The 26,801-nt window shown below is 36.2% G+C and carries 28 protein-coding genes; 23 read left to right on the top strand and 5 right to left on the bottom strand.

Annotation, left to right across the window (positions count from 1 at the left end):
• Positions 1–168 precede the first annotated feature (168 nt).
• Positions 169–393, top strand: a complete 225-nt coding sequence (locus VBZ51_RS09445; RefSeq protein ID WP_416576756.1) for a hypothetical protein — start codon at positions 169–171, stop codon at positions 391–393.
• On the opposite strand, the gene VBZ51_RS09450 is transcribed toward VBZ51_RS09445, so the two are convergent.
• Positions 333–926, bottom strand: coding sequence for a methyltransferase domain-containing protein (locus VBZ51_RS09450; RefSeq protein WP_416576757.1), 594 nt, complete (start codon positions 924–926; stop codon positions 333–335). The two genes, VBZ51_RS09445 and VBZ51_RS09450, sit on opposite strands and share 61 nt — an antisense overlap.
• Positions 927–1,080: 154 nt before the next feature.
• Between VBZ51_RS09450 and VBZ51_RS09455 the strand changes: the two genes are divergently transcribed.
• From VBZ51_RS09455 to VBZ51_RS09545, 19 genes are all read left to right on the top strand, one after another.
• The gene (locus tag VBZ51_RS09455; protein ID WP_416576758.1) at positions 1,081–4,308 is read left to right on the top strand and encodes a S41 family peptidase; all 3,228 of its coding nucleotides are present in this window, start codon (positions 1,081–1,083) and stop codon (positions 4,306–4,308) included.
• A 117-nt stretch (positions 4,309–4,425) separates the two neighbouring features.
• Positions 4,426–5,184: a hypothetical protein gene (locus VBZ51_RS09460; RefSeq protein WP_416576759.1), complete on the top strand. Its 759-nt coding sequence runs from the start codon at positions 4,426–4,428 to the stop codon at positions 5,182–5,184.
• Positions 5,185–5,230: 46 nt separating this feature from the next.
• Positions 5,231–6,040 carry a DUF6090 family protein gene (locus VBZ51_RS09465; RefSeq protein ID WP_416576760.1) on the top strand — a complete coding sequence of 270 codons (810 nt, stop codon included), beginning with the start codon at positions 5,231–5,233 and terminating at the stop codon, positions 6,038–6,040.
• A gap of 104 nt (positions 6,041–6,144) precedes the next feature.
• Positions 6,145–6,705 carry a hypothetical protein gene (locus tag VBZ51_RS09470; protein WP_416576761.1) on the top strand — a complete coding sequence of 187 codons (561 nt, stop codon included), beginning with the start codon at positions 6,145–6,147 and terminating at the stop codon, positions 6,703–6,705.
• A gap of 208 nt (positions 6,706–6,913) precedes the next feature.
• A complete protein-coding gene (locus tag VBZ51_RS09475) occupies positions 6,914–7,429 on the top strand; it encodes a hypothetical protein (RefSeq protein WP_416576762.1) in 516 nt (171 codons plus the stop codon).
• Positions 7,430–7,656: 227 nt separating this feature from the next.
• On the top strand, positions 7,657–8,211 hold the full coding sequence (locus VBZ51_RS09480) for a GNAT family N-acetyltransferase (protein WP_416576763.1): 555 nt from the start codon (positions 7,657–7,659) through the stop codon (positions 8,209–8,211).
• 80 nt (positions 8,212–8,291) lie between these two features.
• Positions 8,292–8,696 (top strand): hypothetical protein, encoded by a 405-nt coding sequence (locus tag VBZ51_RS09485; protein ID WP_416576764.1) that lies wholly within the window; start codon positions 8,292–8,294, stop codon positions 8,694–8,696.
• A 372-nt stretch (positions 8,697–9,068) separates the two neighbouring features.
• Positions 9,069–9,587, top strand: coding sequence for a RidA family protein (locus VBZ51_RS09490; RefSeq protein ID WP_416576765.1), 519 nt, complete (start codon positions 9,069–9,071; stop codon positions 9,585–9,587).
• A gap of 198 nt (positions 9,588–9,785) precedes the next feature.
• Entirely contained in the window at positions 9,786–9,986 is a 201-nt protein-coding gene (locus VBZ51_RS09495) for a PspC domain-containing protein (RefSeq protein WP_416576766.1), read from the top strand.
• A 376-nt stretch (positions 9,987–10,362) separates the two neighbouring features.
• On the top strand, positions 10,363–11,238 hold the full coding sequence (locus VBZ51_RS09500; protein ID WP_416576767.1) for a hypothetical protein: 876 nt from the start codon (positions 10,363–10,365) through the stop codon (positions 11,236–11,238).
• A gap of 150 nt (positions 11,239–11,388) precedes the next feature.
• On the top strand, positions 11,389–11,595 hold the full coding sequence (locus tag VBZ51_RS09505; protein ID WP_416576768.1) for a hypothetical protein: 207 nt from the start codon (positions 11,389–11,391) through the stop codon (positions 11,593–11,595).
• Positions 11,596–11,757: 162 nt separating this feature from the next.
• A complete protein-coding gene (locus tag VBZ51_RS09510; RefSeq protein WP_416576769.1) occupies positions 11,758–12,279 on the top strand; it encodes a hypothetical protein in 522 nt (173 codons plus the stop codon).
• Positions 12,280–12,370: 91 nt separating this feature from the next.
• A complete protein-coding gene (locus VBZ51_RS09515) occupies positions 12,371–12,802 on the top strand; it encodes a hypothetical protein (RefSeq protein ID WP_416576770.1) in 432 nt (143 codons plus the stop codon).
• A 342-nt stretch (positions 12,803–13,144) separates the two neighbouring features.
• The gene (locus VBZ51_RS09520) at positions 13,145–14,557 is read left to right on the top strand and encodes a carbon starvation protein A (protein WP_416576771.1); all 1,413 of its coding nucleotides are present in this window, start codon (positions 13,145–13,147) and stop codon (positions 14,555–14,557) included.
• A gap of 73 nt (positions 14,558–14,630) precedes the next feature.
• Positions 14,631–15,119, top strand: coding sequence for a phosphoribosylaminoimidazolesuccinocarboxamide synthase (locus VBZ51_RS09525; protein WP_416576772.1), 489 nt, complete (start codon positions 14,631–14,633; stop codon positions 15,117–15,119).
• Positions 15,120–15,217: 98 nt separating this feature from the next.
• Positions 15,218–15,613: a hypothetical protein gene (locus VBZ51_RS09530; RefSeq protein WP_416576773.1), complete on the top strand. Its 396-nt coding sequence runs from the start codon at positions 15,218–15,220 to the stop codon at positions 15,611–15,613.
• Between the two features lie 71 nt (positions 15,614–15,684).
• Positions 15,685–16,230, top strand: coding sequence for a pyridoxamine 5'-phosphate oxidase family protein (locus VBZ51_RS09535; protein WP_210707442.1), 546 nt, complete (start codon positions 15,685–15,687; stop codon positions 16,228–16,230).
• Between the two features lie 20 nt (positions 16,231–16,250).
• Positions 16,251–16,643, top strand: a complete 393-nt coding sequence (locus VBZ51_RS09540; RefSeq protein WP_416576774.1) for a VOC family protein — start codon at positions 16,251–16,253, stop codon at positions 16,641–16,643.
• A 51-nt stretch (positions 16,644–16,694) separates the two neighbouring features.
• The gene (locus VBZ51_RS09545; RefSeq protein ID WP_416576775.1) at positions 16,695–17,303 is read left to right on the top strand and encodes a hypothetical protein; all 609 of its coding nucleotides are present in this window, start codon (positions 16,695–16,697) and stop codon (positions 17,301–17,303) included.
• A 92-nt stretch (positions 17,304–17,395) separates the two neighbouring features.
• Here the strand turns inward: VBZ51_RS09545 and VBZ51_RS09550 are convergent, their stop codons facing one another.
• Complete coding sequence (locus VBZ51_RS09550) at positions 17,396–17,872, bottom strand: Dps family protein (protein WP_071339646.1); 477 nt, start codon at positions 17,870–17,872, stop codon at positions 17,396–17,398.
• 196 nt (positions 17,873–18,068) lie between these two features.
• Here VBZ51_RS09550 and VBZ51_RS09555 point away from each other — a divergent pair, with 196 nt between their 5' ends.
• Positions 18,069–18,968, top strand: coding sequence for a sterol desaturase family protein (locus VBZ51_RS09555; RefSeq protein WP_416576776.1), 900 nt, complete (start codon positions 18,069–18,071; stop codon positions 18,966–18,968).
• 65 nt (positions 18,969–19,033) lie between these two features.
• Positions 19,034–19,660: a DUF998 domain-containing protein gene (locus VBZ51_RS09560; protein WP_416576777.1), complete on the top strand. Its 627-nt coding sequence runs from the start codon at positions 19,034–19,036 to the stop codon at positions 19,658–19,660.
• Between the two features lie 170 nt (positions 19,661–19,830).
• Here VBZ51_RS09560 and VBZ51_RS09565 read toward each other — a convergent pair whose 3' ends face one another.
• The 3 genes from VBZ51_RS09565 to VBZ51_RS09575 all read right to left on the bottom strand — a co-directional run bounded on the left by VBZ51_RS09565 (position 19,831) and on the right by VBZ51_RS09575 (position 23,251).
• Positions 19,831–21,075: an amidohydrolase family protein gene (locus tag VBZ51_RS09565; RefSeq protein ID WP_416576778.1), complete on the bottom strand. Its 1,245-nt coding sequence runs from the start codon at positions 21,073–21,075 to the stop codon at positions 19,831–19,833.
• 13 nt (positions 21,076–21,088) lie between these two features.
• Positions 21,089–22,516, bottom strand: a complete 1,428-nt coding sequence (locus VBZ51_RS09570) for an amidohydrolase family protein (RefSeq protein ID WP_416576779.1) — start codon at positions 22,514–22,516, stop codon at positions 21,089–21,091.
• Between the two features lie 138 nt (positions 22,517–22,654).
• The gene (locus VBZ51_RS09575) at positions 22,655–23,251 is read right to left on the bottom strand and encodes a YdeI/OmpD-associated family protein (protein WP_416576780.1); all 597 of its coding nucleotides are present in this window, start codon (positions 23,249–23,251) and stop codon (positions 22,655–22,657) included.
• A 126-nt stretch (positions 23,252–23,377) separates the two neighbouring features.
• Between VBZ51_RS09575 and VBZ51_RS09580 the strand changes: the two genes are divergently transcribed.
• Positions 23,378–26,773, top strand: coding sequence for a ThuA domain-containing protein (locus VBZ51_RS09580; RefSeq protein ID WP_416576781.1), 3,396 nt, complete (start codon positions 23,378–23,380; stop codon positions 26,771–26,773).
• Positions 26,774–26,801: the final 28 nt, after the last annotated feature.

A 26,801-nucleotide genomic window follows, 5' to 3' on the forward strand; every position in this document is an offset into this window, starting at 1 on the left:
TTCAGTATCAGTATTCAGTAGGCAGTATCAATTTTCAGTTTCCACCAATAGTTGAGCCATGCGTTTCTCTTAAACCAAGGTCACTGAGCGTAGCCGAAGTGATAGTTTGTTCAGTTGGTAGTATCAGTATTCAGTTAATAGTAGCAGTTTTCAAAAACCAGTTTCGCTATGAGTTTTTCATTCTTGTTTTACCACATTGTAAATAAGGTCACTGAGCGTAGCCGAAGTGACCGGACAACGGACAACGGACAACGGACAACGGACAACGGACAACGGACAACGGACAACGGACAACGGACAACGGACAACGGACAACGGAGAACCAACAACCGTCAACAAACCTCAAAAATCCCAAACAACTCTTTCCCTTGCCTAGGCTTTATAGAGTTATAGCAAGGATCGAAAGTGATCGTTTTAAAATAGGGCGATAAATAATTGGTGTACAGATCTTTGTTTCCGCCAAAAGGTCGTTTTTCCATATCACCGGTAAGAGGGAAAGTGAACCAGAGTCCCACTAATTTCCCATTAGGTTTCAATAGGCTTGCCATTTGTTTGGCATAGGCATTTCTATTAGCATCGGTAGGTACAAAGGAGCAGAAAAAGGTTTGCTCTAAAATTAAATCGTATTGGCCTTTGAACTCAAAAAAATCAGATTGGTGCATGTTTGCATCGGGGAAATCGGGATTTCTTTTTTTGAATTCTTTTAACGGAATTTCAGAAATATCTAGAATATGGACGTTGGAGAATCCTTGTTTCCAAAGGTATTCGGCTTCGTAAGCATTTCCGGCACCAGGAATTAAAAACTGAATCGATTTATCGGTTAATTGATCGGCATATTCTTTAATGGGCGTAGAAGGGTAGCCAATGTCCCAACCCATATCTTTATTCATATACCTTTCTGTCCAATAATGCTCTTCTTCTTTCAAGATAATATAGTATTTGTCGGTACAGTAAATTTAATCAGAATTAGCCAATTTCTACCAACTATGTAGAATTGAATACCATTGATCATAGTTTCATTGCCGTAGATAAATCAAATACCTATCTTTCGTATCTACTAAATACCAACTACTTAAATACATGAAATACTCTTATTTATCGGTAATGGCAATTTGCCTAACGTACGTATGTTCAGCGCAGACAAATCCACAATGGGCACGTTACCCGGCCATTTCTCCCAACGGTGAAACTATTGCGTTTACGTACAAAGGAAACATCTTTACAGTGCCCGTAGATGGTGGCGTGGCAAAACAGCTAACGTACCACGTTGCTAATGATTATGCTCCGGTTTGGAGCAAGAACGGAGAAAAAATTGCTTTCTCTTCGGACAGATACGGCAATTTTGATGTGTATATCATGGATGCCAAAGGCGGACCGTCAACCAGGTTGACCTATCATAGTAACGATGAAAAGGCGTTCAGTTTTTCTGCTGACGATACCGCAGTTTTATTTGGTGCCATGCGATTGGATGTTGCCGAGCATCGCCAATACCCAACAGCATCACAACCAGAACTGTACAGTGTTCCCGCAAATGGGGGCAGGGTAGATCAGGTGTTGACCGTTCCAGCAGAAGATGTACAAGTAAATGCCGATGGTACAAAAATGGTGTACCATGATAAAAAAGGCTATGAAGATGCCCTTAGAAAGCATCACACATCTGCTATTACCAGAGATATTTGGTCGTATGAACCAGCAACGGGAAAACATACTAAATTAACCAATTTTAAGGGGGAAGACCGTAATCCGGTATTTTCAAAAGACGGCAGTGCCATTTACTATTTAAGCGAGCAAGAAGGCTCTTTTAATGTCTATTCCATGTCGTTGACGGGAGCATCTGAAATTACTGCACATACCAGTTTTAAGACCCACCCGGTACGCTCATTAAGTATTGGGGACGATATCTTGGCATTTGGTTATGATGGCGAAATTTATACGCTAAAAGCCGGAGAAGGTGCTAAGAAGGTAGAAATAATAGTAAGAACGCAAGAAGATAGTAATGCTATCACCTATAAATCGGTCAACGGTGGTGTGCAAGAAATGGATGTAGCCCCTAACGGCAAGGAAATTGCTTTCATAAGCAGGGGAGAAGTATTTGTGACCTCTGTAGATGGTTCGTTGACCAAGCGTATCACCAACACCCCGGAACAGGAACGCTTTGTAAAGTTTATGCCAGATGGCACATCTGTAGCGTACAGCAGTGAACGCAATGGCAAGTGGAGCATTTTTAAATCTTCAAAAGTGCGATCGGAAGAGCCTTATTTCTTTGCGGCTACCCTGATCAAAGAAGATACTTTGGTGACGTCTAAAAATGATATTTACTTGCCTGAGTTTTCTCCGGATAGTACCTATGTGGCATATATAGAAGATAGAAAGACCTTAAAGGTCAAAAATTTAAAAACAAAAGAGGTAACCACATTATTGACTCCAGATGAAATCATACATATGAGGGACGGAGACCAGTATTACCAGTGGAGTCCGGATAGCAAATGGCTATTGGTAGACTGGAGTGTTTCACTGAACAACACGGAGGTGCTTTTGATATCCAAGGATGGGAAAAAGCGTAAAAACCTGACCCAAAGTGGCTACTATGAGTACTACCCAAAATGGGTGAACGATGGTAGTCAGATCATGTATTTCACAAACCGTAACGGTCTAAAAAGTTATGCCACCAGTGGTTCTTTTGAGACCGATGTATATACCATGTTCTTGACCCAAGAGTCTTGGGATAAATTCAACAATACCAAAGAAGAGTATGATCTGTTGAAAATGATAGAGGAGACTAAAAAAGAAAAAGAAGGCGAAGATAAGGACGATAAAAAGAAGAAGGGTAAGAAGGAAGAGAAACCAAAAATAAATACCTTAAAATTCGATTTGGAGGATGTAGACCGAAGAAAAGCGCGATTAACCATACACTCCTCTAAATTGTCTGATGCTGTACTCTCAAAAGATGGGGAAAAACTGTACTACCTGACCAAATTTGAAAAGGACTATAATCTTTGGGAAACCGAAATACGTACCAAAAGCACCAAAATGCTGGTGGCACTAGGTGCAAAATCGGCAAGTTTACAGTGGGATGCCAAAAAGGAAAACTTATTTCTATTATCCGATGGTAGCATTTCTAAAGTAGATGTTGCGGGCGGTAAAAAAGAACCGGTAAAACTGAATGCCGAAATGGTATTGGATGCCGATGCCGAACGTAAGTTTATGTTCGATCACATTTGGCTAAAGACCAATGGCATATTTTATACGTCTACCTTTCATGGAATTGATTGGCAAGCTATGCGTACCGAATATGAAAAGTACCTGCCGCATATTGGCAATGACTTTGAGTTTATGGAAATGGTATCGGAAATGTTGGGCGAGCTGAACGTGAGTCACGCCGGCGGACGCTTTTACGGTGTCATTGAAAATGGTGATGAAACCGCATCGTTGGGTATTTTTATGGATTATGATTATAAAGGCGACGGAATAAAAATCACCGAAGTTATAAAAGGCGGTCCGTTGGATAAGGCTGGTTTTGACATTTCACCCGGCATGATCATACAGAAAATAAACGGTGAGACCATTGGTGCAGACACAGATGTGGCGCGCTATTTAAACCGCATTGCCGGAGATTTTACCCTGCTTGATATTGTGGATGAAAAAGGCAAAAAGAAACAGCTGACCGTAAAGCCAATTTCGCTAAGGGAAGAAGGAGGTTTGTTGTATGACCGTTGGGTGAAAACCAATGAAAAAGAAGTACTAAAAAAAAGCAACGGAACCTTGGGCTATGTGCATATACCTGGCATGGCAGACGGACCTTACCGTACCATTTATGAAGAAATGCTGGGCAAGTTCAATGATAAAAAAGCAGTCATTATAGATACCCGTTTTAATGGTGGTGGCGATTTAGTAGCAGACCTGGCCATGTTCTTTACTGGTATACCATTTTTATCTTACGAAACCGAGGATAGGGTAGTGGGTGGCGAGCCAACCTCTAGGTGGACAAAGCCAACCTTGGCCATGTTCAATGAATCTATGTACAGTGACGGCTCTTGCTTTGCGAGCGGTTATGTAGATTTAAAGATAGGAAAGACCGTGGGAATGCCCGTACCGGGTACCTGTAGCTTTGCCGGTTGGGAACGTTTGCCCAATGGAGGTGTTTGGGGGGTAGTGCCCGTAAGTGCCAAAAACAAAGCAGGCGAGTGGATGGAAAACAACGAGACCGATCCAGAGTTCATTGTTAAAAACCAACCCGGTGTTATTGCAAACGGCATTGATCAGCAACTGGAGAAGTCAATAGAGGTGTTAATGAAAGAGGTGGAGTAGCGCTGAATTTAGTACATAAGAGTAAATTACAATTGTACATATATTTTTATATTTAGGGATATGTACAATTGTGTACATATACGATAGTTGGGCTTCATTATAACCAACCACTAACCAATGATAAAGTTCTTTAGAAAAATCCGCCAAAAAATGCTGACTGAAAACAAATTCAGTAAGTATTTGATTTATGCTATTGGAGAAATAATTCTTGTGGTTATCGGAATTTTGATTGCATTGCAATTGAATAATTATAACGATGCCTTAAATAAAAATCATTTTGAACGAAAGGCACTTCGTAATCTTAAACTGGATTTTGAGTATAATCAATCAGAATTAAATAAATCTATTGTAGAATTAAAAGAAATTAAAAAAAATAGTTTTATAATCCTTGATAATACAGGTAGTAAATATCAAGCTTCATTCGATATTGATAGTTTACTGCAATCGGTTGGTAACGTTCCAAAATACTATCCTCAAAATGGTTTTTTATTGGATTTGATTAACTCGGGTAATCTCGGTATAATAAAAAACGATATTTTACGAAATAAACTTTCTTCTTGGTTACCAACACTTGAAACATTAAAAGACAGAGAAAAATCTGTAGTTGATTTTTCTGATGGCTTTATTAGATACATTATTAAAAATGGCAGTTGGTTAAATTCTGATGAAAAAACCAATGACGAAGAAATTACTAAAATAAGATTTCCTAAATCAGGATTTGAAATAAACAATAATGATCTACTCAAAAACATTGAATTCGAAAATATCGTTGAAAACCTAATTGTATATAAATCATTATTACTTGATAGACACCAAAAATGTATAGAACTGAATAAGGAAATAATTAATCTCTTGGAAACCGAAATTAAAAAATAACGAAAGCACAATAACGTTAGCATTCATTATGACCAACCAATAACAAATGATAAAATTCTTTAGAAAAATTAGGCAAGATTTACTTTCAACAGGTAAAATTGGAAAGTATTTAAAATATGCTGTCGGAGAAATCATTTTAGTAGTAATTGGAATTTTGATAGCCCTGTCAATTAATAATTGGAACGATAATCAAAATCAATTAAAACAGGAAACGACTCATTTACAGAATATTAAAAATGACCTTAAAGCACAAATTAAAACTCTAGATAATTATATAGAGTTTCAGAATTTGATAATCGAAGATTCAAAAAATATTATTCATCATTACGAAAATATTGGTGGTTTTAATAAGATGGACAGCATCTATCCAATGTTAAATGATTTAATTGTTAGAACTACTTTTATAAATAAAAACATAAGCCTATCAGAAATAATAAATTCTTCAGAAATAAACATACTGAAAAATAAAGTTCTTAAAAGAAAACTATTAGAATTTAACCAATCTGTTTTAACTTTTATGAATACTACCCAAAACAATAACACAAATCTTATAGACCAACTTATAGTTCCGACACTCGCAAAAAATAGTAATTATGCTACCTTTGGCTATACTAATGGGATGAACAATTTTCTAGAAAAAAATGGAGGTCGTGAAAACATAACATATTTAAAAAACAATAATCTAAAAAATGGTTTAATTCAAACTTTCAATGACCCAAAATTGAGTCTCGAACTTATAAATAAAGTGGTTATTAGATATGAGTTGGCTTCCTTACAAAAAATAGGAAATGAGAATTTGAAAGAGCAAGCGAAAGATATTTTGATTGCTATTACAAAAGAATTAGATAAAAAATAACGAAAGCACAACAATTTACTGAGAATCAAACTTAAGCTGTATATGAAGCGTAGCACCCTTCGGGATGCTACGCTTCATATACTAACCGTTAGCAAATATTTAAAATGACTAAATTACAAGCTAAGCAACTTGACTTACTTCTAAAGTATCTTGTAATTCCAGAAAATAAGGAATGGACAAGAACTGTTGATGTTAGAAAGGTTTGTAAAAAAGTGGATGGACTTAAAGACCTTTCTAAAGAAGAAATCAAAGACCTATTGTACATCATAAGGCTAGAACAGTCTAATAGACCAAAACTTTTTGACGGAACAAACTTATTACACACTAACGATGAATCAATAAATGATTTCCTTAGAAGTGGTGGTTTTATTTCAATATACAACTCTCGACTTAAAAAAAGAGTGTTTGAAGTGGCAAAATTCATAATTCCAGCTATTACTTTAGGTATTTTAATATGGTCTAATTTCATAAAAGAATCGGATTTAAAACCCAAAAAAGAAAATTTAGAAAATACCAAATCAAAGGAGTCAAAACAAGAGCCAATAATGGAAAAGTCACAAGAAAAAAATTCAACGGACTCGAAAGAAATCCATTATCATAAAGCCAAGACGCTAGATTCTCTGGGGTTAATACTACCCGATTCCATAGAGAGCGAAAAAAAATAAAACATTTACTGACAAAACCTATACTTAATAAGGGTTTCAGTAATTTATTCATAGTTTATATATATTTATAGTGTCGCAAAATCTTTAGGATTTTGCATTGTTAAAAATTAATTCAAAACAAAAAGTTTTTACTTAGTGCGTGGCGGAATGTAAAAGTATATTAAGCCCTTACTAAACATAGCCAAACCGTTGGGCATAAGTTGAAAAAATGAAAGAATATCAATTAGAAATTTTTGCAGATTATTTTCAATTTCATCTTCATGATGAAAATATGAACCCAAATTTTGGTAATGCATGGGACCAATTTTCCGTTGATAATTTTCTTGCCATTACGCCTGAAGGAATAGGAATTGGAACCGCTCGAAATATGGACGTTCCAGTTACTATTAAAATATGTGATTCAGAACCAAAACTAAAAGAAAACTTAAATCAAGTTTTTCAAATTAATGAATCTGATTTAACCATTATTTCGGAAAAGCTAGTTGTAATTGGATCTACGGAATATAATCCTGATGCAAAACATATTGAAATCGACAACGGAATCTATAGAGTTAGAATATACTATTCCAACTTAGATAAACTTTCAGAAGATAAACTTTCAGAAGATAAACTTTCAGAAGATGGACTTGATGGAGAAGACTATTATGAAATTGAAATTTGGAAAACGGATGAAGTTCAAGAATCTAAGTTTGACCGAATAAAACCTGTGCACAACAAAACTTAAACCTAATGCGGGCTAATAGGTAAAACCAAAAAGTCTGCGTATATTTATAAAGTCGCTATCCCGATAGCTATTGGGAATAGATTTAGCTTTAGATAAGAAAAAATAAAGCAAAACAATAAGATTTAGCGTCCATGCATAGACCTGCCTGCCGGCAGGCGGAAACAAAAAGTTTCCTTACTTCCCCACTACGCTTAGCACAGACCGTTGAAGCCAATAATACCAACTATATGAAAAAATCAATACTTATTCTAACAACAATTATTTTATTTGTTCTTCCACAAATAGTAACCTCTCAAAGCAAGTCATTTGTACCTGCGGATTTTAAAGTCCCAGATACACTTGAGAATCAACAATTCAGAATTAGAATGCTGACCGTTAATGACGTTGTAAAAGACTATGACGCCGTAATGACAAGTATTAGCCATTTACAAGAAATGTTCTATCCAGTATGGAACTGGCCAACAGAGAATTTATCATTTGAACAGGATTTAATTGATTTGGGATGGCATCAAAAAGAGTTCCAAATGCGAAGTTCGTTTGCGTATACTGTTGTAAGTCTTGATGAAAGTCAAGTGCTTGGCTGCTTATATATTGAACCTACTAAAAAGGCTGATTTTGATGCGGAAATTTATATGTGGGTACGACAAAGTGAGGTTGCAAACGGACTTGACTCAATTCTGTTTAGCACCGTAAAGAAATGGATTGACAACGAATGGACTTTTAAGAACCCTGCTTATCCCATTAGGGAAATAAGTTTGGAGAAATGGATGTCAATGAAATAAATAATTACTGGCTACAATAATGGCTATAACCCTGCGGATGATTCCACATCGTAATCATAACCGAGACCGATACCAAACATATGAAAATTGCCAATAAAGAAATACATCCATCTTTTATAAATTATCTAGTTTCAATGGTATTGCCAATTTTTTTTAATGCAGGTTTATTATTAGGTATCATGGGATTATTTTTAGGCTGGGCAGGCATATTAGTAGGTAGCCTATTTATAAGTCTGTCTTGGATATCGAATTTTTTGTACTTAATTAGCTTACTAGCTACGAAACTGAATTTGAAAACTCAAATTAAATTGTCTGGTGCGGCAATAATTTTAGGATTGTTTGCGATTGGAATAAGAGAACTCCCTGAAAATGCTGGAGGTAAAAATATGGAGGTTTATGTTGGATTTGGTTATATAGCTTGGATGATTAGTTTTATATACTTGTTTTTAGACCAAGAAAAGGAATTAAAAGTATTAAGTAAATAACGTTCTAATATAGTACGGATATATTCCTGTCTTTAATGAATGCCAACTACGACATAAAATACATTAGATAACCAAGCCTAAACCTAATGCAGACTAACAGGTAAAGTCCAAAAGTCTGCGTATATTTATAAAGTCGCTATTCCGATAGCTATTGGGAATAGATTTAGCTTTAGATAAGAAAAAATAAAGCAAAACTATAAAATTTAGCGTCATGCGTAGACCTGCCTGCCGGTAGGCAGGCGGAAACGAAAAGTTTCCTTACTTCCCCACTACGCATAGTACAGGTCACGTGCTTCATACTGAAAAACGAAACGGATAATATAAACGGGAAAGCCGAAAACCGACCACTGTAGGCACTAAACAATCAGAAATATGAAAATACCAACTAACCGATTAGCATTAATGGCAACACTTTTTGCAATGGCTTTTGTATTCCAAAGTTGTGAACAAAAACAAAAGGAGGAAACTAGAGAAGTGGAAGAAGAGGTTATTGTTGAACCAGAGAAACCTGAATATTTTCTATTGCGCCCAGAAGTAGAAAAAGCTTACGGATATTCTCACGCTGTGAAAATTGGGAATAGCATTAAAATTTCTGGTGCTGTAAGTATGGATGATGAAGGTAATCCAACTGCTATTGGCAATATGGAACAGCAGATGAAGAATTGTTATGCTGATTTGGAAAAAATATTGAAACACTTTGGTTGCACATTTGACGATGTTGTAAAAGAAGATGTTTTTACTACTGATATGGCACAAATGTTGGAAAAATCAGCATATCGTGCTGAAATTTATAAAAATGGATTTCCAACTGGCTCTTGGCTAGAAGTAAAAGGATTGGCACTTCCTGAATTTATGGTTGAAATAGAACTCGAAGTACATAAATCGGAATAAAAAGTACGACAGCAGAACAAGGTAATTGAAATTTAGACAGATTCAACTATCTTGAAACAAGATTGGGACAGGCTGTGCTAATCCACTCGGAATTGCTTACGCCCTTGATAAATCGAAAATAATCGCTAATTTAATCCGTAACTAACTGTTATGCGAGACCGTTGTGTGCAACTAAATGACCTAACCTAAAATAAGAATATGAATAACAAAAGATTTAAAAAATCTAATGATAAAATGATAGCCGGAATTTGCTCCGGAATCGCTGAGTATCTTGATTGGAAAACCTACCACGTAAGAACAATTTTCTTAATCGCAACATTATTAGGAGCTTCAGGACTTATAATTTATACTATTTTAAATTTCATAATGCCTAATTCTAATACTGATTATTTAGCTTAAAAAGATATTTCAATTATTCTTTTTAAAATCATGCTAATTTAAACGTTAGTAAGATTGAAATCAACCAAAGACTAAGACTATAGAAAATATCATTATAGTTCTATAATCGGAATTTCATTAAAAAACGAATTTTCCTTTATGAAAAAACTGTTTAGCAGTGATAAATCGATTAGACTTAGAAGATTGGTTTAAATATGAATTTGAAAATATATAATCAAGCTATACACAAAAATGTATAACCACAATTACGGCAGATTTGACTTCGTCCTAATCCACTCGGAATTGCTTACGCCCGTGGTAAACCGAAAATAATCGTTAATTTAATCCGTAAGTGATGGTAATACGAGACCGTTAGACGCAATTTAAGTGATATGAAATGATAAAAGCGAAAATATTTACAATCCTATTTTTAGTAATCTCAATCAATTGCATTGGACAAGGTAATGATTGGACATATGAAAATTTTGAATCAAAATTCATATCGTATGTTCCGACAAAAAAGGAGCACGTTTCAAACAAAAACTTTTCATACGGAGAATTTGTGGTTGTAGAAACAAAAAAGAATATTAACAACAAACCTGAAAATTTCAATTATGCACATTATTGGAATGTTACTAATGCTTTATATGCTCTAAATGAAAAAAAAGAGATTTGGGAAATTTCTTTGAAAAAATTAGGAGAATCAAAAGATGGATGTGAATATCTTGAGTCATTTAAAGAACAAGCAAAATTTTATAATGATTCTAAGGAACTTTATGACAATTTGATTCTGAATTGTAGTTCATTTTTTAACCAAAAAGAAATAGAGTTTAACCTTTTTGAATATGTAAAAAAAAACCAACTGGATTTGGAGCTTGTTAAACTTATAAAAAATGTGTCCGAAAACGACCAAAAGTTTCGAAGTGTAGATATGGGAAAGCAACATGAAATTGATTTTAAAAATCAAAAAATTATTGATTCTCTATTTCATAATTATAAAACCTATATTGGAAAATCCTTAGTTGGAGATAAATACAAAAGTGCGATGTGGGCTGTGATTCAGCATTCGAATATAGAAATGATGGAAAAATATCTACCAATAATTCAAAATGCAGTTACAGAAGAAGAATTATCTGTAGTTCCATTTAAAATGTTAATAGATAGGGTTTATTGGATTAATAATGGGTATCAAATATTTGGAAGTCAGTCGGGAGTAGATTTAGCGGATAAAAAAACAAGAACGGAAATCGCTAAAAAATATGGTGTGGAATAAAACCGAGCCTAACATTACCTTCCAGGAAAAGCGTTGTAACACATTTAAAAAATCATTGAATAAAGTTAAAAAACATAAGATTGTACTTCAGTTTTATTAAAAGTATGTTTTTGGATAATGGACTAACGTTTAGCGTAAAAATTTACGGATATGATCAATAGTCCAGAATCTTATTATCCTGCAGCTAAGATTTTACAACCTACTGCAATAGATATGAATTTAATGCGTGATATCCCAGAATTTAAAGTGCCCGTGTATATATTGCAAGGAGACAATGACCATTTTACCGAAACCTCTTTCACAAAGATGTATTTTGATTCCATTAGGGCACCTTCAAAAAAAAAGGTTTTTATTTGAGAATGGCACACACGGAGTACAGGTAGAATATCCAGAAAAATATCGTTCCATATACATCAACGAAATATTGAAAAAATAATTTGTACGAAGACGGAAACAATAGGTTTGTTTACCTTCATATGATGTTTAGCCAAGCTATTATAAGTATTAAAAAATGAAATTATGGACGTATTAAAACTAGCAATAGAATGGGCAAAAGCCGAAGTATTGTCAACACGTTTCTTTATTTTCTTTGCAATTGGCTTTTTTATAGCAAGTGTAGGATTTTGGCAATTGGGAAAAACAGATTTAGCAAAGGCATATATCATTCCAACGCTAGTAGTAGGTATCTTACTCTTAATAATTGGTAGCGGCACTAACTATGCCAATAATAAAAGAATTAAACAATTTGAAAAGGATTTTAATTCCGATGAAATTGCCTTTTATCAGTCCGAAATTGAACGTTCTGAATCCACTATTAAGCAATTTGTGGCGGTATTTAAAATTGTTCCAATACTAATCATCATTGCGGCATTATTAATACTATATGTGAATACTCTAACTTGGAGAGCAATCTGTATTACAACTCTTTCCATGTTAATGGTCATTTTATTCATTGACGGAAATGCACTGTCAAGAATAGAAAACTACCACAAAGCATTAAAATTGTTGGATTTGAATAACAGAACAACTAATAAAATGTAGTAATTTGTCTTGTGTTTCATTAGAAAAGTAACACTCACAATTGCCTTGCTTTTCTTACGAAGCCGTTAGCAATAATAGCATTTGAACGCAAATGGAAAAGAAAAAGATACATTTTGACCATATGAAAAGCTGGATTTGGATATTCATTCTATTCCTTTCTCTAATTTTTATTTTGGTGGGTTTTTTTGAATTATTTGAATTTGAAAATCCAAAACTGAACAAAAGAATAAGTGCTATTGGGTTTTTTCTACAACTGGTTTATTTCAGTAAAATGTTTTGGTATAAGAATTATGTTCAATGGAACAAAAAAGGAGCTGTTGTTCGGATAAATTCTTGGATTTCAAAATCATTGAATTTTGACCAAATTAAAAAGACCGAATTAATTCAGAATACATTAATAATTACAAAGAACAATGGAGAAACAATTACGTTTGACCTAAATGAAATTAAGGAAGCTGATTCTCAAAAACTGAATGAGATAATAGTAAAAAATACTATTGCCAATAACGTTTTACGCAGCTAGAGCAAATTGGACTACGATGGTATCCGTTGTAATTGTTAACATCATTATTTTATCTAATCCACCACAAAATGAAAAAACTATTCACCCTTCATAATTAAAATTCGTATTAGGTTTCGCAACCGGATTTATTATTTATGATGCCTTTGCAAAAGATGAAATTGACTGGGTAAAAGCAATTGTTGTGGCCATTTTGTCTGTGGTTATAATGTTTGGGATTGATAGGGTAAAAAAATAGGATTAAATTTGCTTCGACTTAAGGCTAGAAAATTCTTCTTATTCCTATACCGGTCACTAGTAAAAGCAAACATTCAATTCATTTTATACCAAGTCTAAAATAACCTCATGATTACATTTATTACGTCAATGATTTTATTGGTATTGGGGTATATGTTCTACGGCAAGTTCGTGGATAAAACCTTTCAGCCCAATGAAACCAAAGATACTCCTGCACACACTATGGAAGACGGGGTAGACTTTGTGCCCATGAACAGTAATAGAAATGCATTTATTCAGATTTTGAATATTGCAGGGGTAGGTCCTATTTTTGGTCCCATATTGGGTGCTTTGTACGGTCCCATAGCCTTTATTTGGATTGTGCTTGGATCCATCTTTGCAGGTGCCGTTCATGATTACCTTACCGGTATGATTTCCTTACGTTTTGGCGGTGCACACTTGCCGGCATTGGCATCGCGGTTTTTGGGGAAATCATTTAGTCACGTTGTAAATTTCTTTGCCTTATTACTTTTAATATTGGTGGGCACCGTTTTTGTAACCGCACCCGCAAATATGATCAATGATGTTATTGGTTCGGAAACCAATTATTTGACCATAGTTCTTTTTGCCATATTCTTTTATTACATAGTCGCAACCTTGTTGCCTATAGATAAAATCATAGGTAAAATTTATCCCGTGCTGGGTTTGTTACTTATACTGAGTGCGATTGGTATTTGCATAGGTATGTTCGTTATTGGAAATCCTATTCCAGAGCTTACGTTTCAAAATATGCATCCGCAGAACATTCCTTACTTTCCGGTTATTTTCTTGACTATTTCATGTGGCGCCTTGTCGGGTTTTCATGCCACGCAATCGCCCATTATTTCGCGCACCATCAATAATGAGAAAGACGGAAGAAAAGTGTTTTATGGCATGATGATTCTTGAGGCTGCCATTGCCATGGTGTGGGCAGCGGCATCAATGAGTATTTTAGATGGAGACCAGTTAAATGAGCTGTTACAAAACGGAGGGCCTACAGCCGTGGTAAACAAAATTGCCATTATTTCATTAGGAAGCATTGGCGGTACCATAGCTGTATTGGGCGTTATTGTGCTACCCATAACATCGGGAGATACCTCGTTCAGGGCTGCACGTATGATTATTGCCGATTATTTGAAGATAGACCAAAAAGTATTGAAGAATCGGTTTATGGTGGCAATTCCGTTGTTTATCATTTCGTTCATTTTAACTAACATGGATTTTCAGCTATTGTGGAGGTATTTTTCATGGGCAAACCAAGTTACGGCTGCTATTGCCCTGTGGATCGGAGCAGTTTATTTATATCAAAAGAAGACGTATTATTTAATAGCCTTGGTGCCCGCATTTTTTATTACCAGTGTTGTGGGTTCTTACATATTTTATGACCCAAATGTTGGGTTGGGATTGGATATTCAAATATCCAATTGTATCGGTATAGGGATTTCATCATTGATCACCATTCTATTTTTTAAAAATAAGAGGGAACAGGGAGTACCGCATTAAATCATCAATAAACTTCGTTGCAAAATAGTAGCAATGAAATGTATTTTGTCACCATAAGCGTTAATTAGAATTAATGAAAAACGAAAAAGTATTTAGAACCAAAACTGGATTTTGCCATATTTTACCGGACAGAATTTTGCTTACTAGGGATGGAGTTAAAGGTAATGTTGCAAATGCTGCTGTTGGTAAAAGTATCACTGGAGTTTTAATTATTTACGGTGGTATAGCTGCATTTTTATTGTTTTCGGCATTTCAAAGTTTTCAAAAAGGAGAGATACCTATTGCCGTGGTGTATAGCATAGTTGGTCTGTTTTTGGTATATGGAATTTTTAAAAGTCTGAATAATTCCGCCACACCAATTATCCAAAGAGATAAAATTAAAAGTGTAAAATTTAAGAAAGCGATTTTGGTAATTACCCGGTCTAGATTTGAAGTTGTTTTTGAAGAGGATGGGGCTATTAAAAAGCGTATAATTATGTTGCCGGGTATAATGGGCAATGGGCAGAATGAGACTGAAAAGGCTAGGAAAATGATGATTGAAGAGAAGTTGTTAAACGAATAACATGTAGTTTTTATTGAACTATTCTAGTTTCATAAAATCTAAAGGCGAAATCGTACTACAACTTCCTTTAAATATTAGTCGGTTTTTAGATAAAATCAATGATAAGAAAAATACTAAAAAAGCTATCCTGGTTCATTCTTTACCTACTGTTCAATGCAGTGCTATTTTTTATTGAAGTAAGTGTGTTGTTCACTACGAATGATGGTTTTACAAGCGGTAGCGGATTTGAATCCGTAGACGATGTTTTAGAAGCGCTCAATGTAGTATTTAACATCCTTGAAGGTATGGTTATGGTGTTCTATTTATATACAGCTATAGGCTTGGCTATTGTTGCTTTGTTACTGTTCATTCCTGTTCAAGTGTACTATATAAACCGTAAATTTAAAAATCACAGGAAGAAGTTTTTATATAGTTTACTAGCTTCTTTCGCTGTAGTAATGACCTTGAAGTTGCTATTATATGCTTGGATGTTTATAGATTTGAATTATCTCTAATATTGTTTTAGAATTTTATAGTTTGACTTTGGTCAAATAAAATATAATCTAAACCCACCAAACAAATAACCATGGGAAAGAAATTAGAATCCATTACACCCCAATTACAGGAATTTATAGAACATCAGAACATATTTTTTGTGGGTACTGCGGCTGCAGAGGGCAATGTAAATGTATCGCCAAAGGGTACGGACTCCTTTCGGGTCATTAACAAGAATAAAATTGTTTGGTTGAACCTAACCGGTAGTGGTAACGAAACGGCTGCACACCTGATCAAGAATAATAGAATGACCATTATGTTCTGTGCCTTTGAGGGTAAACCTATAATTTTGAGATTGTACGGTGTAGCTAAAATATACCATAGAAGAGATCAAGAATTTTCAAAGTACATTAACCTTTTTCCTGAAAATACAGGATCCCGGCAAATTATAGAAATGCAAGTGGACTTGGTACAGACCTCGTGCGGATTCGCCGTTCCGTTCATGGATTTTAAAGAAGAACGAACTACCTTAAACGATTGGTCTAAAAAGCAAGGTGAGGAAAAGATCAAAGAATATTGGAAAAATAAGAATACCAAAAGTATAGATGGTTTTGAAACCCATATTTTAGGAAACTAACAGATAAAATAAACAATATATTGAAGCAATCCATAGCACGTATAGCATTGGTCGTTGATGATTACGATAAAGCCATTGAATTTTATATTAAAAAATTAGACTTCCTACTGGTGGAAGATACCCCGTTAGAAGGGGATAAACGTTGGGTTACAGTTACGCCACCAGGTGATGGACAATGCACTTTGGTTTTAGCAAAGGCGGACAATGAAGCGCAGGAATCAAGGATAGGAAACCAAACAGGCGGACGGGTATTTCTATTTTTGTATACAGATGATTTTTGGCGAGATTACTATGCCATGGTAGAAAGAGGTGTAAAGTTTGTTAGAGAACCAGAAAAGATGCCGTATGGTATGGTAGCCGTATTCAAAGACCTATATGGCAACCTATGGGATTTATTGGAACCTGCTTCTTAATTATAGGTACATTTTAAACCAAAGAAGATAGTGCTGAAGTTTTTAAAAAATATGTTCAAGTTAAACGGGCTCACCGGTTTTACCATTTCCAGAAATGCCGCAACCGCTAAAAGGCTACTCTGTGGTATTGGAACATCTAGCATAGGAGAAAGCAGTATTGAAATTACGGATTACCCTTTTGAACCCTCGGTCGTTTATCCTTCAGCAAGCATAGCAGCCCATGAAATTGATGCTATTTCTTTAGAGTTTGGTGTGTGTAAAGTATATGTAAAAGATGATATTGTTTTTGTGTCCGCTGAAAAGAAGAAGGAGCTAGCGCATTTCACCAAAGTTCATAATTTAAAATTGATACCCTATAGTTGGAATTGGGATTGGCTTCTAGAACCATACTTGGATACGGAATTTACCAAGGAGAACGAGCAACGGGTGTTGGAGAGACTTCTGGAAAACGGATTTACCACCACTGAAATCGATGCCATAAGAGCCGAAGTGAAAAAACAAATGTATGCCTATAATTTTGATACCATGCTTTGGGATTGGTGTAGTCTTAGCCTATCTGATGTTTTGAGCGCCATACGCGCAAAATATAATAAAGTCCAATTTCGTGACTTTTATAGTCGCGCTTTGGAAATTGAAAAACGTTCCCCAACAAATACATAGTAATCTTACTATCTTTTAAGTGGAAAAGTGATATAAAAAAATGGCAAAAATCTAAGTAGACTTTTGCCATTTTATTTAGGTAAAACTATGTGCTATTGTAAGGTAGACTTAAGCATCCAGATTAGCTTTTCCTGTCCGGATATTAAATCGCTAACCAGCGTAGCGGTACCTTCATCATTGTTGTCAGATGAAAATTCCAAAATTTCTCGCTCTTGAATCAATAACTCGTTCAAGTTATCTATCAATAAAGATATACCTGTAGCACCGTCAGACACTTCTTTGATGATTCTGATAGTCTTGTTGTCCAAATAATCTTCAAACGTATGTAAAGGTTGTTGATCTAGGGTCAAAATACGTTCAGCGATCTCATCAACGGTTTCAGTAGCTTCGGTGTATAACTCTTCAAATTTTTCATGTAGAAGAAAGAAATTGCTTCCTTTTACATTCCAATGCATACCTCTCAAATTCATATAATGAACTTGATAATTAGCTAAAAGAAGGTTTAATTTATCACTGATCTCTATTTTGTAATCTTGGTCTATTCCCACGTTTTTATGTAAAGTTTCCATAAGTATGTTGTTTTAATTTCTTGATGTAAAATTACGAATAAAGCCCCTGTTTATGGGTGACAAATGTTACATAACCCATACGATTTTCTTATACTGCTATCATTTTTTATGAGTGATAAAAGTTGTCTTTTTAAGCAATTGTAGTTGACCAAATAGATTCGTAAATTAGAAAGGTTAATATAGATAACGAACCGCCATGCAAATACCTGAAATACCTAATTTAATACACTATGCCATTCCGTTTTTTACGGTCACGGTAATTTTAGAAGTAATACTGTCGGTAAAAATCAAGCTACATGATTATGAGTTTAAAGATGCGGGTACTTCAATTGTAATGGGGTTGGGCAATGTGGCCATTGGCTTGGTAACCAAAGGCATTGCATTAGGGTTCTTTTATTTGCTGTATAATTTCTATCATATTTTTGAAATTCCGTTTGCGTGGTGGTCTTGGTTAGTACTCCTATTTGCAGAAGATCTTTGCTATTATTGGTTTCATAGAACCAGTCATGTAAGTCGGTTTTTCTGGGCTAGCCATGTGGTGCATCATTCCTCTAAAAATTACAATCTAAGCACGGCTTTGAGACAATCTTGGTCTGGCGGATTTTACACTTTCATTTTTTGGACTCCGCTCATACTCATCGGTTTTCATCCGGTGATGGTTTTGGTACAGATGTCCGTTAGTCTTATTTATCAATATTGGATTCATACCGAGTATATTACCAAACTGCCCAAATGGTTTGAAGCTGTTTTTAATACGCCCAGTCACCACAGGGTACACCATGCCACCAATCCGCAATATTTAGATAGAAACCATGCCGGTATTTTTATTATTTGGGATAGATTGTTCGGCACCTTTGAGCCAGAGGTAGAAAAACCGGTATACGGTTTGGTAACGAACATAAACACGTATAATCCCATAAAAATTGCTTTTGGAGAGTGGTACAAAATGTTGACCGATTTCTTTACTTCAAAAACCTCATTGGTAAATAGGTTCAAATACTTGACAAAACCACCGGGCTGGAAACATGATGGCACTAGTATTCTTTCTACAGATTTACGGAAGGAATGGGAAGAAAGTAAGAATGCGGAATTGTAATTGCTGTAACAATACCGAATGATTATCGTCTTATAAACAACCAACCAACCAATTCAATTTTCAATATGAGCAATAAGCTAGTAGCGTATATAGGAATTTTAGGAGTAAGTTTATTTGCGATTGCCGCTATTGTAGGGCCGTTATTAATTGAAGATTACAGCGTAGTAAGTCAATACATCAGTGAATCTTTTGCTGTTGATACTAGGTATGGTACCTATTTACAGTATTTGGGTTATGTACCTAGCGGAATACTCCTTACGGTATATTGTTTTAGTGCACCCAAAAAAATTTTAAGCTCAAAGTTAGTGGTAGCGGGATTTTTTGGTTTGGCACTTTTCTACGGATTGGGAACTACTTTGGTAGGATTATTTCCATGTGACGCAGGTTGCCCAACAGATGTAATGGACTCCAGCCTAGCTCAACTCATACATAATGCAGTGGCATCTTTAACGTATATATTTTTTCCTATTTGTTTGATGGGAATCGGGTTGGGTTTAAAGAAATCTGAGAACTACGATCGCTTATCTCAAATAGCGATTGTTACGGGAATCATCAGCGGTATTTTCATATTCGCGCTATTCTCAAATCCCGAATCTGGCTATAGAGGTATTTTACAACGTATAATAGAAACCTGTTTCATCGTATTTATAGTTTCTAGTGCGTTGAGAATTACCAAGGATGCGGGAAAATAGTATTAAGTACTTAGTACAAAGTATCAAGTTCAAAGTAATTAGTATTAAGTACAACGATTAATAGTCTCGAAATAGCTGCGTTGCGCTCGTTATAGCGAACAACCAACAACGAAAAACGAAAAACGATTTTTGGTCACTGAGCGGAGCCGAAGTGAACGGACAACGAACAACTATTCCTTATAAACCACCCCATCTTTCATTACAAAAGATACATTCTTTATTACGGAAATATCCTTGGTTGGATTTCCTTCAACGGCAATGATATCGGCTAGAAAGCCTTTTTTTAAGTTTCCTAATTGATTTAAGTGAAACATTTTGGCATTGTTAGAAGTGGCGGAAATTAAAACGTCTAAGGGTTTCATACCATAATCCACCATTAATTCCATCTCTCGATAATTTTCTCCATGAGGAAAAACACCTACATCGCCACCAAAAACAATTTGCACGCCAGAATCGAGCGCCATTTTAAACGATTTTCGTTTCTGTTGAATGCGTTCCGGCTCAGGATCGGTGCTTTTGTTCCAACCTCTATATTGTGTAATGGCATCACCTGCGGCAAGGGTAGGGCATAGGCCAACACCTTTTTCTTTCATCATTTCAAAAATTTCAGCTGTACCACCGTCACCATGCTCAATGGTTTCCACACCACCAAGAATGGCTCTTTTCATGCCTTCTGGGGTACTGGCGTGGGCAACCACATATTTGCCCGCCGTAGTAGCTGTAGCCACCATTGCATTGATTTCTTCCTGAAGAAATGTAGGTTTAGAACCGGCACCCGGTGTCCATCGGTAATCGGCATAAATTTTTATCAAATCTGCACCGTTACCCATTTGCCTACGAACGGTGGTAATACAATTGTCAACACCACTTGTAGCTTCTGCACCTAAGGGTACCGTTACGCCATCATGAAAACCTTTTGGACCGTATGCTCCCGTAGCTACAATAGCAGGTCCCGCAACCAATAATCGCGGTCCGTCAATAATGCCGTTTTCAATGGTTTTCTTTACGTATACATCTGTATAACCTGCACCTTCGGCCCCAAGGTCTCTCATGGTGGTTACACCTGCCAATAAAGAATTTTTTACATGTACCGTAGCCCTAACGGCACGTTCAACCGGAGACTCTTTGAGAACTTGGTCGTTCCAATCGGTTTCATTGTATGGGTGCAGTAAAATATGGGAATGCCCTTCAATAATACCGGGCATTAAAGTAGTTCCCTTTAATTCAATTTCAGTGGTATGGTCAGGTAGATCTATGCCAGATAATTTACCGGCATATGTTATTAGATTTTCCTCTACTAAAACCACCCAATTTTCATGCATTTCCGTACCATCAAATACTCGGTCTGGTTTTAAGAGTGTTTGTGAAAAACCAAGATAACAAGAGAATAATAGTACGATAAAAAAGGATTTCATAACAATAGTGGGTTTAGTGAACAATAGCAGATGTTAAAAGGCTGTCCAGGTCTGATTTGGAATGGTGGTTTCCGTTGGATAGCACCATATAAATATCTTGTGTGTTTGTAATATTTTCTAACGGATTGCTGTTGAGTAAAACAATATCGGCAATTTTACCTTCGGTAATAGAACCATAGTCCGCATCTTGTTTTAAAAATAATGCTCCGTTATAGGCTGATGATTTCAGGGCTTCTAGCGGAGAAATTCCTGTAGCAACCATAGCTTCCATTTCTTTATGTAATGATATGCCTGGGTAGGTAAAGCTATTGTAAGCCCCACTATCTGATCCCGCCAAAAGTGCTACTCCGTTTTTATTCAAGTTAAAAGCCAGTTCGCCAAAGAATTGATCTAGTGCTTTTCTGTCGGCAACCTGTTTTGCAGAAGCATTTTTTACCCGGTCAATTCTGCCTTTATAAGTTTGTTGTATTCCAAGACCCATATATTTTAAGTAGTCATCATCAGCATGGTCAACTTCATCCAAATAACTAAGAACCCTACCAATGTGTAGTGTAGGAACAACAAATACATTGTTCCTTTTCAATTTGCCGAATGTTTTTAATGCGGTGGAGTCGGCATATGAAGACTGGAGTAGGGGCATAGCATCCCAAAATCCGATTTCTTTGTCTATCAGTTTTTGGGTGATTTCCTTTTCATTGCTTGAGCATCCTTTCATGATGTAATATAAATGCTCTACAGCATCTATACCGGCATCAATAGTAGCATCTAGTTCAACGGTAAAGGGCATATGTCCAGAAGTGATCAAGCCACGTTTTTCGCTTTCCTGAATCACCTTTAAATAATTTTCACCAGAAATTCGGCTATCGTAGATTTTTATAAAGTCAGACGGTATAGCTTGTAAAGAATCTAAGGCAGCGATAATATCTTCATCGGTTTCAACCTCCAATGAACCTGCCCATGTACCTTTTGGTCCGTCTATTTTAGGTCCAGATGTAAAAATGCGTGGTCCAACAAGTTCTTTGTTTTCAAAAGCCTTACGCCATTTCAAAACCGATGAGGTTAGGTCTCCGCCAGCATCACGCACCGTAGTAATTCCGTTGGCAATAAAAAGCTTAAGAAAGTTCTTATTGGTATCAATTAAAGAATCTCCACCCCTAAAATGGGTGTGATTATCCCAAAAACCAGGTATTATAAATTTATTTGTGGCATCTATTACCGTATTGGCCTTTAGATGATCAGCATCAATGTCTTTCGTAATTTTGGTAATCCTATTATTGGAAATTAAAATATGTGCCGTTGAGACCGATCCGTCTTCTAGATTGATGACAGCACCATTTTTGATCAAAGTGTCAAAGGTAACCTCTTTCTCTTTATTACAGCTTACAATTGCCATGAGTAAACACAAGGCAATAGCTCTCATCATTTTCAATACGCTCATCATATATATGCGGTTTTGCAAGGGTAAGGTAAAAAGAATATGCGGTAAATTATAGTTTAAGCCTTATATCCTATGGCATTTTAGACATTGGTAATGAATGTATTATTTATTACCAAAGTGATTAAAAAACTCGGGTTAATTTCATTTTTTAATAGCCTGCCAACCACCGCCATTTCTATATTTGATATTCTCATGGGCATGTTGTATAATTTCCTTTATACGTTTCGCCTTAGTTTCTTCTCGCTTAGCTTGGTTTAACCAATATAGGTAGCTTTTGCGTTGACTATGGGTAAAGTTCTTGAAGTTGGTATGTGCCTGGCTATTTTTTTCAAAAGCAATTTGTAATGCTTCCGGTATGACTCCGTTTTCAACATCATCTAAAGAAGTCCATGATCCGTTTTCTTTTGCAATTTTAATAGAAGCCAATCCTGCTTCATGCATTAAGCCGTTGGATTTTAATTCTTTAATATGATTTTTATTGACCTTGCTCCAAACGCTTTTGGGTTTTCTTGGGCAGAAGTATTGTTTTCGCTTACCGTCACCTAAACTTTTTACCGTACTGTCAATCCATCCATAGCAAAGTGCTACCCTAACAGCTTCTTCCCAGCGCATACTTTCGTTTTCGTGGGCAACGGAGTAGAAGATCAGGTGAATACCTTTATAGTCGGAATGATTATTATGTAACCAATTTTTGAATTCAGTGTCATTTTTAAAGTATAGTTCGGGTATTTCTAACATAATTCTATTAAAAGGGCATTAATTTATCATAAATGTACAATGTTTAATATAGAAAGTATTGGTTAATACAACTGCGCGCCCTATTTTTATGCATTCTAAAATCAACTAAACAACAACGAATAACGTATGAAAAAAATCTTCAATGCGCTGCTTTTGGGCTTTGCGCTTATTATTGTCTCATGTGGTGGCAATAAACGAGAAGGAGAACCAAAGGTATTGGTGTTCTCTAAAACAACGGCTTTTAAGCATGCATCTATACCAGCGGGGGTTGCAGCAATTCAAAAGCTAGGATCAGAAAATGGATTTGCAGTAGATACTACCAAAAATGCAGAACTGTTTACTGATGAAAATTTAAAGCAATATTCAGCTGTTATCTTTTTAAGTACAACGGGTAATGTCTTGGACCAATACCAAGAAGCGGCTTTTGAGCGCTACATTCAAGCCGGCGGCGGTTATGTAGGTGTACATGCTGCAGCAGATACTGAATATGACTGGGGTTGGTACAATGACTTAGCAGGAGCTCAATTTTTGAGTCACCCAAGAGGAATGCCAAATGCGGATTTTATTATCAAGGACAAGAATTTTGTTGCTACACAGTTTTTTACCGACTCTGTGTGGAACAGAACGGATGAATTGTATAATTACAAGAACATCAATCCAGATGTAAACGTATTAATGACTTTGGACGAATCTTCTTATGAAGGTGGGCAGAACGGAGATTTTCACCCCATAGCCTGGTATCATGATTATGATGGTGGACGAGCATTTTACACGGGTGGCGGACATGCCGATGCCAGCTATTCAGAAGACTTGTTTTTAAAACATTTATTAGGTGGTATTCAATATGCCATTGGTGAGAACTTGGTACTGGATTATGGAAAAGCTACTTCGCAAATACCACCAGATGCAGATCGTTTTACTAAGGTAACCTTAAGTGAAGGTATGTTTTTTGAACCTACCGAAATGGCGGTATTGCCCAACGGAGATGTCTTAGTGGCTCAACGTAGGGGAGAGGTAATGCTGTATAATGATCAAACGCAAGAGCTTACAGAGGTTCTAAAGTTAGATGTTTACAGTAAAACATTGAATACGCCCGGTGTAAATGCCGAAGAAGGCTTAATGGGCTTGCAGAAAGATCCAGATTATGCAAACAATCACTGGATCTATTTATACTATGCACCAACAGGTGATCAGTGGGTCAACCGTTTATCACGTTTTAAATTTGTAGATGGTAAGTTTGATACGGACTCTGAGCAAGTTATTTTAGATGTAGATAGTCAAAGAGAAATTTGCTGCCATACAGGTGGTTCTATTGCGTTTGGACCAGATGGTTTACTTTATTTGTCTACAGGGGATAATACAACGCCATTTAACGAAAAAGGAGCCAAATATGTTCATAGTGGTTTTGGACCAATGAATGATATACCAGGTCATGAACAGTATGATGCTCGCCGTTCATCAGGTAACACCAATGACCTACGTGGTAAGATTTTAAGAATTAAAGTAAAAGAAGATGGTTCTTATGATATTCCTGAAGGAAACTTGTTTCCTGTAGGTACGGAAAAGACCAGACCGGAAATCTATACTATGGGACATAGAAACCCGTACAGAATTTCGGTAGATATGAAAAGGGGTTATGTATACTGGGGAGATGTTGGTCCAGATGCAAGAGCGGATAGTTTAGGCACAAGAGGTCCTAGAGGATATGACGAAATGAACCAGGCCAAAAAGGCAGGGAATTTTGGTTGGCCCATGTTCATTGGCGATAACTATGCCTATAATGAATACAATTACGAAACAGGTGAGAGCGGACCGGAGTATGATCCAGCCAAACCAATGAATACCTCACGCAACAATACGGGATTAACGGAATTGCCACCGGCAATGCCAGCCTATGTTTATTATCCTTATGATGATTCACAAGCTTTTCCACAAACGGCAACAGGAGGTAGAAATGCCATGGCCGGACCTACCTATTATTCAGATATGTTTCAAGGCGATGAAAAACTGCCAAGCTATTACGATGGAAAAGTTATTATTTACGATTGGATGCGTGGTTGGATGTTCGCTGTTCATTTAGATGAAAATGGGGATTTCAGTAAAATGGAACCGTTTGCTCCAAATATTAAGGTCAACAACTTAATTGATATGGAAGTAGGTCCAAATGGTAAAATTTACCTTTTGGAATATGGTAGCGGTTGGTTTTCACAAAATGCGAACTCCGCTTTAGGCTATATTCAATTTAATGGCGGAAATAGACCTCCGTTAATAGACAATATTACTGTAAGTGAAACGGCTGGTAAAACACCGTTAACGGTAAACGCTACTGTTGAAGCAAGTGATCGTGAAAATGACGCTATAAAGTACATCTGGGATTTTGGTAACGGAGATACTAAAGAAACTACAGAGCCAAATGTTAGTTATAGTTATGCGGATGCCGGAGCCTACAAGCTAAAGGTAACTGTAGCGGACGATAAAGGAGCCGAAGTTATAAGTGAAATCACTGGTATTATTGCGGGTAATTCTAGACCAGAAGTTGCTATAGCTATAGACGGTGGCGCACCAGCTTTTTACCTACCGGGACAGAAAATTTCATACGACGTTTCGGTTACCGATCCAGATGGCACAGCTATTAATCCAAACAATATTTTTGTAAGTGTGGATTATTTGGAAGGTATGGATAAGGTTGCTATGAGTATGGGGCACCAACAAGTATCGGCAGCGGTAACTGGTAAAGCCTTAACCCAAGCGATGGATTGTAAAACATGTCATAAGGAAGCAGAAGCATCCATTGGACCAAACTACAAAGATGTTGCCGCAAAATATAAAGAACGTAGAGATGCGTTAAAGTATATTCAAGGCAAAATCAAAACTGGTGGAAATGGTGTTTGGGGAGAAGTGACCATGCCGGCACACCCAAATATTACAACCGATGAATCTAGACAGATTGCTCTTTACATACTTTCCTTGAACGGAGATGAAAAGAAAGAAAAGTCGTTACCGGCAAAAGGTACAATTACGGCAGAATCATCTGCACCAGGTAACATGTTAGTGATAACGGCAAGTTATACAGATGCTGGGGCAGAAGGTACTATTCCTTTGACGGGTTCTAAGACCATTGCAATACCTAGCAGCACGGTAAAGTTCAATGATCAAATGAAATTGGACGGTATGCAAGCAATGCAGTTTGGTGGAATGGACCTATTATTGATCAATAAGGCTGCCGGTTGGTTCATGTTGGAGAACATGTCATTAAAAGGAGTAAAGTCCGTTAGTTTAACTGCCGGATGGCAAGAAGCACCAAACATGTATTTTGATTTTGAAATACATGAAAATACTACTGATGGTCCATTGTTGGGCAAAGGTCAAATGCCGGCACAACAACAGGGGTCACAAGGTACTATGATTACAATACCAATAACAGGTAAAGTATCGGGTGATGGTCCATACTATATAACCTTTAAAGGCGAAGAAGGTAAAGAGCTGGCACAAGTAGCACTTACCGGAGCAGTATTTAAATAGAAATGACTTAATTGAAATGAAAAGCCCG

Origin of the sequence: Maribacter sp. HS, assembly GCF_048059195.1 — a bacterium.
Taxonomy (GTDB): Bacteria; Bacteroidota; Bacteroidia; order Flavobacteriales; family Flavobacteriaceae; genus Maribacter; species Maribacter dokdonensis.

Coding starts and splice junctions, on each gene's coding strand:
- VBZ51_RS09445 (WP_416576756.1), top strand. CDS start 169: ATGAGTTTTTCATTCTTGTTTTACCACATTGTAAATAAGGTCACTGAG.
- VBZ51_RS09455 (WP_416576758.1), top strand. CDS start 1,081: ATGAAATACTCTTATTTATCGGTAATGGCAATTTGCCTAACGTACGTA.
- VBZ51_RS09460 (WP_416576759.1), top strand. CDS start 4,426: ATGATAAAGTTCTTTAGAAAAATCCGCCAAAAAATGCTGACTGAAAAC.
- VBZ51_RS09465 (WP_416576760.1), top strand. CDS start 5,231: ATGATAAAATTCTTTAGAAAAATTAGGCAAGATTTACTTTCAACAGGT.
- VBZ51_RS09470 (WP_416576761.1), top strand. CDS start 6,145: ATGACTAAATTACAAGCTAAGCAACTTGACTTACTTCTAAAGTATCTT.
- VBZ51_RS09475 (WP_416576762.1), top strand. CDS start 6,914: ATGAAAGAATATCAATTAGAAATTTTTGCAGATTATTTTCAATTTCAT.
- VBZ51_RS09480 (WP_416576763.1), top strand. CDS start 7,657: ATGAAAAAATCAATACTTATTCTAACAACAATTATTTTATTTGTTCTT.
- VBZ51_RS09485 (WP_416576764.1), top strand. CDS start 8,292: ATGAAAATTGCCAATAAAGAAATACATCCATCTTTTATAAATTATCTA.
- VBZ51_RS09490 (WP_416576765.1), top strand. CDS start 9,069: ATGAAAATACCAACTAACCGATTAGCATTAATGGCAACACTTTTTGCA.
- VBZ51_RS09495 (WP_416576766.1), top strand. CDS start 9,786: ATGAATAACAAAAGATTTAAAAAATCTAATGATAAAATGATAGCCGGA.
- VBZ51_RS09500 (WP_416576767.1), top strand. CDS start 10,363: ATGATAAAAGCGAAAATATTTACAATCCTATTTTTAGTAATCTCAATC.
- VBZ51_RS09505 (WP_416576768.1), top strand. CDS start 11,389: ATGATCAATAGTCCAGAATCTTATTATCCTGCAGCTAAGATTTTACAA.
- VBZ51_RS09510 (WP_416576769.1), top strand. CDS start 11,758: ATGGACGTATTAAAACTAGCAATAGAATGGGCAAAAGCCGAAGTATTG.
- VBZ51_RS09515 (WP_416576770.1), top strand. CDS start 12,371: ATGGAAAAGAAAAAGATACATTTTGACCATATGAAAAGCTGGATTTGG.
- VBZ51_RS09520 (WP_416576771.1), top strand. CDS start 13,145: ATGATTACATTTATTACGTCAATGATTTTATTGGTATTGGGGTATATG.
- VBZ51_RS09525 (WP_416576772.1), top strand. CDS start 14,631: ATGAAAAACGAAAAAGTATTTAGAACCAAAACTGGATTTTGCCATATT.
- VBZ51_RS09530 (WP_416576773.1), top strand. CDS start 15,218: ATGATAAGAAAAATACTAAAAAAGCTATCCTGGTTCATTCTTTACCTA.
- VBZ51_RS09535 (WP_210707442.1), top strand. CDS start 15,685: ATGGGAAAGAAATTAGAATCCATTACACCCCAATTACAGGAATTTATA.
- VBZ51_RS09545 (WP_416576775.1), top strand. CDS start 16,695: ATGTTCAAGTTAAACGGGCTCACCGGTTTTACCATTTCCAGAAATGCC.
- VBZ51_RS09550 (WP_071339646.1), bottom strand. CDS start 17,872: ATGGAAACTTTACATAAAAACGTGGGAATAGACCAAGATTACAAAATA.
- VBZ51_RS09555 (WP_416576776.1), top strand. CDS start 18,069: ATGCAAATACCTGAAATACCTAATTTAATACACTATGCCATTCCGTTT.
- VBZ51_RS09560 (WP_416576777.1), top strand. CDS start 19,034: ATGAGCAATAAGCTAGTAGCGTATATAGGAATTTTAGGAGTAAGTTTA.
- VBZ51_RS09565 (WP_416576778.1), bottom strand. CDS start 21,075: ATGAAATCCTTTTTTATCGTACTATTATTCTCTTGTTATCTTGGTTTT.
- VBZ51_RS09570 (WP_416576779.1), bottom strand. CDS start 22,516: ATGATGAGCGTATTGAAAATGATGAGAGCTATTGCCTTGTGTTTACTC.
- VBZ51_RS09575 (WP_416576780.1), bottom strand. CDS start 23,251: ATGTTAGAAATACCCGAACTATACTTTAAAAATGACACTGAATTCAAA.
- VBZ51_RS09580 (WP_416576781.1), top strand. CDS start 23,378: ATGAAAAAAATCTTCAATGCGCTGCTTTTGGGCTTTGCGCTTATTATT.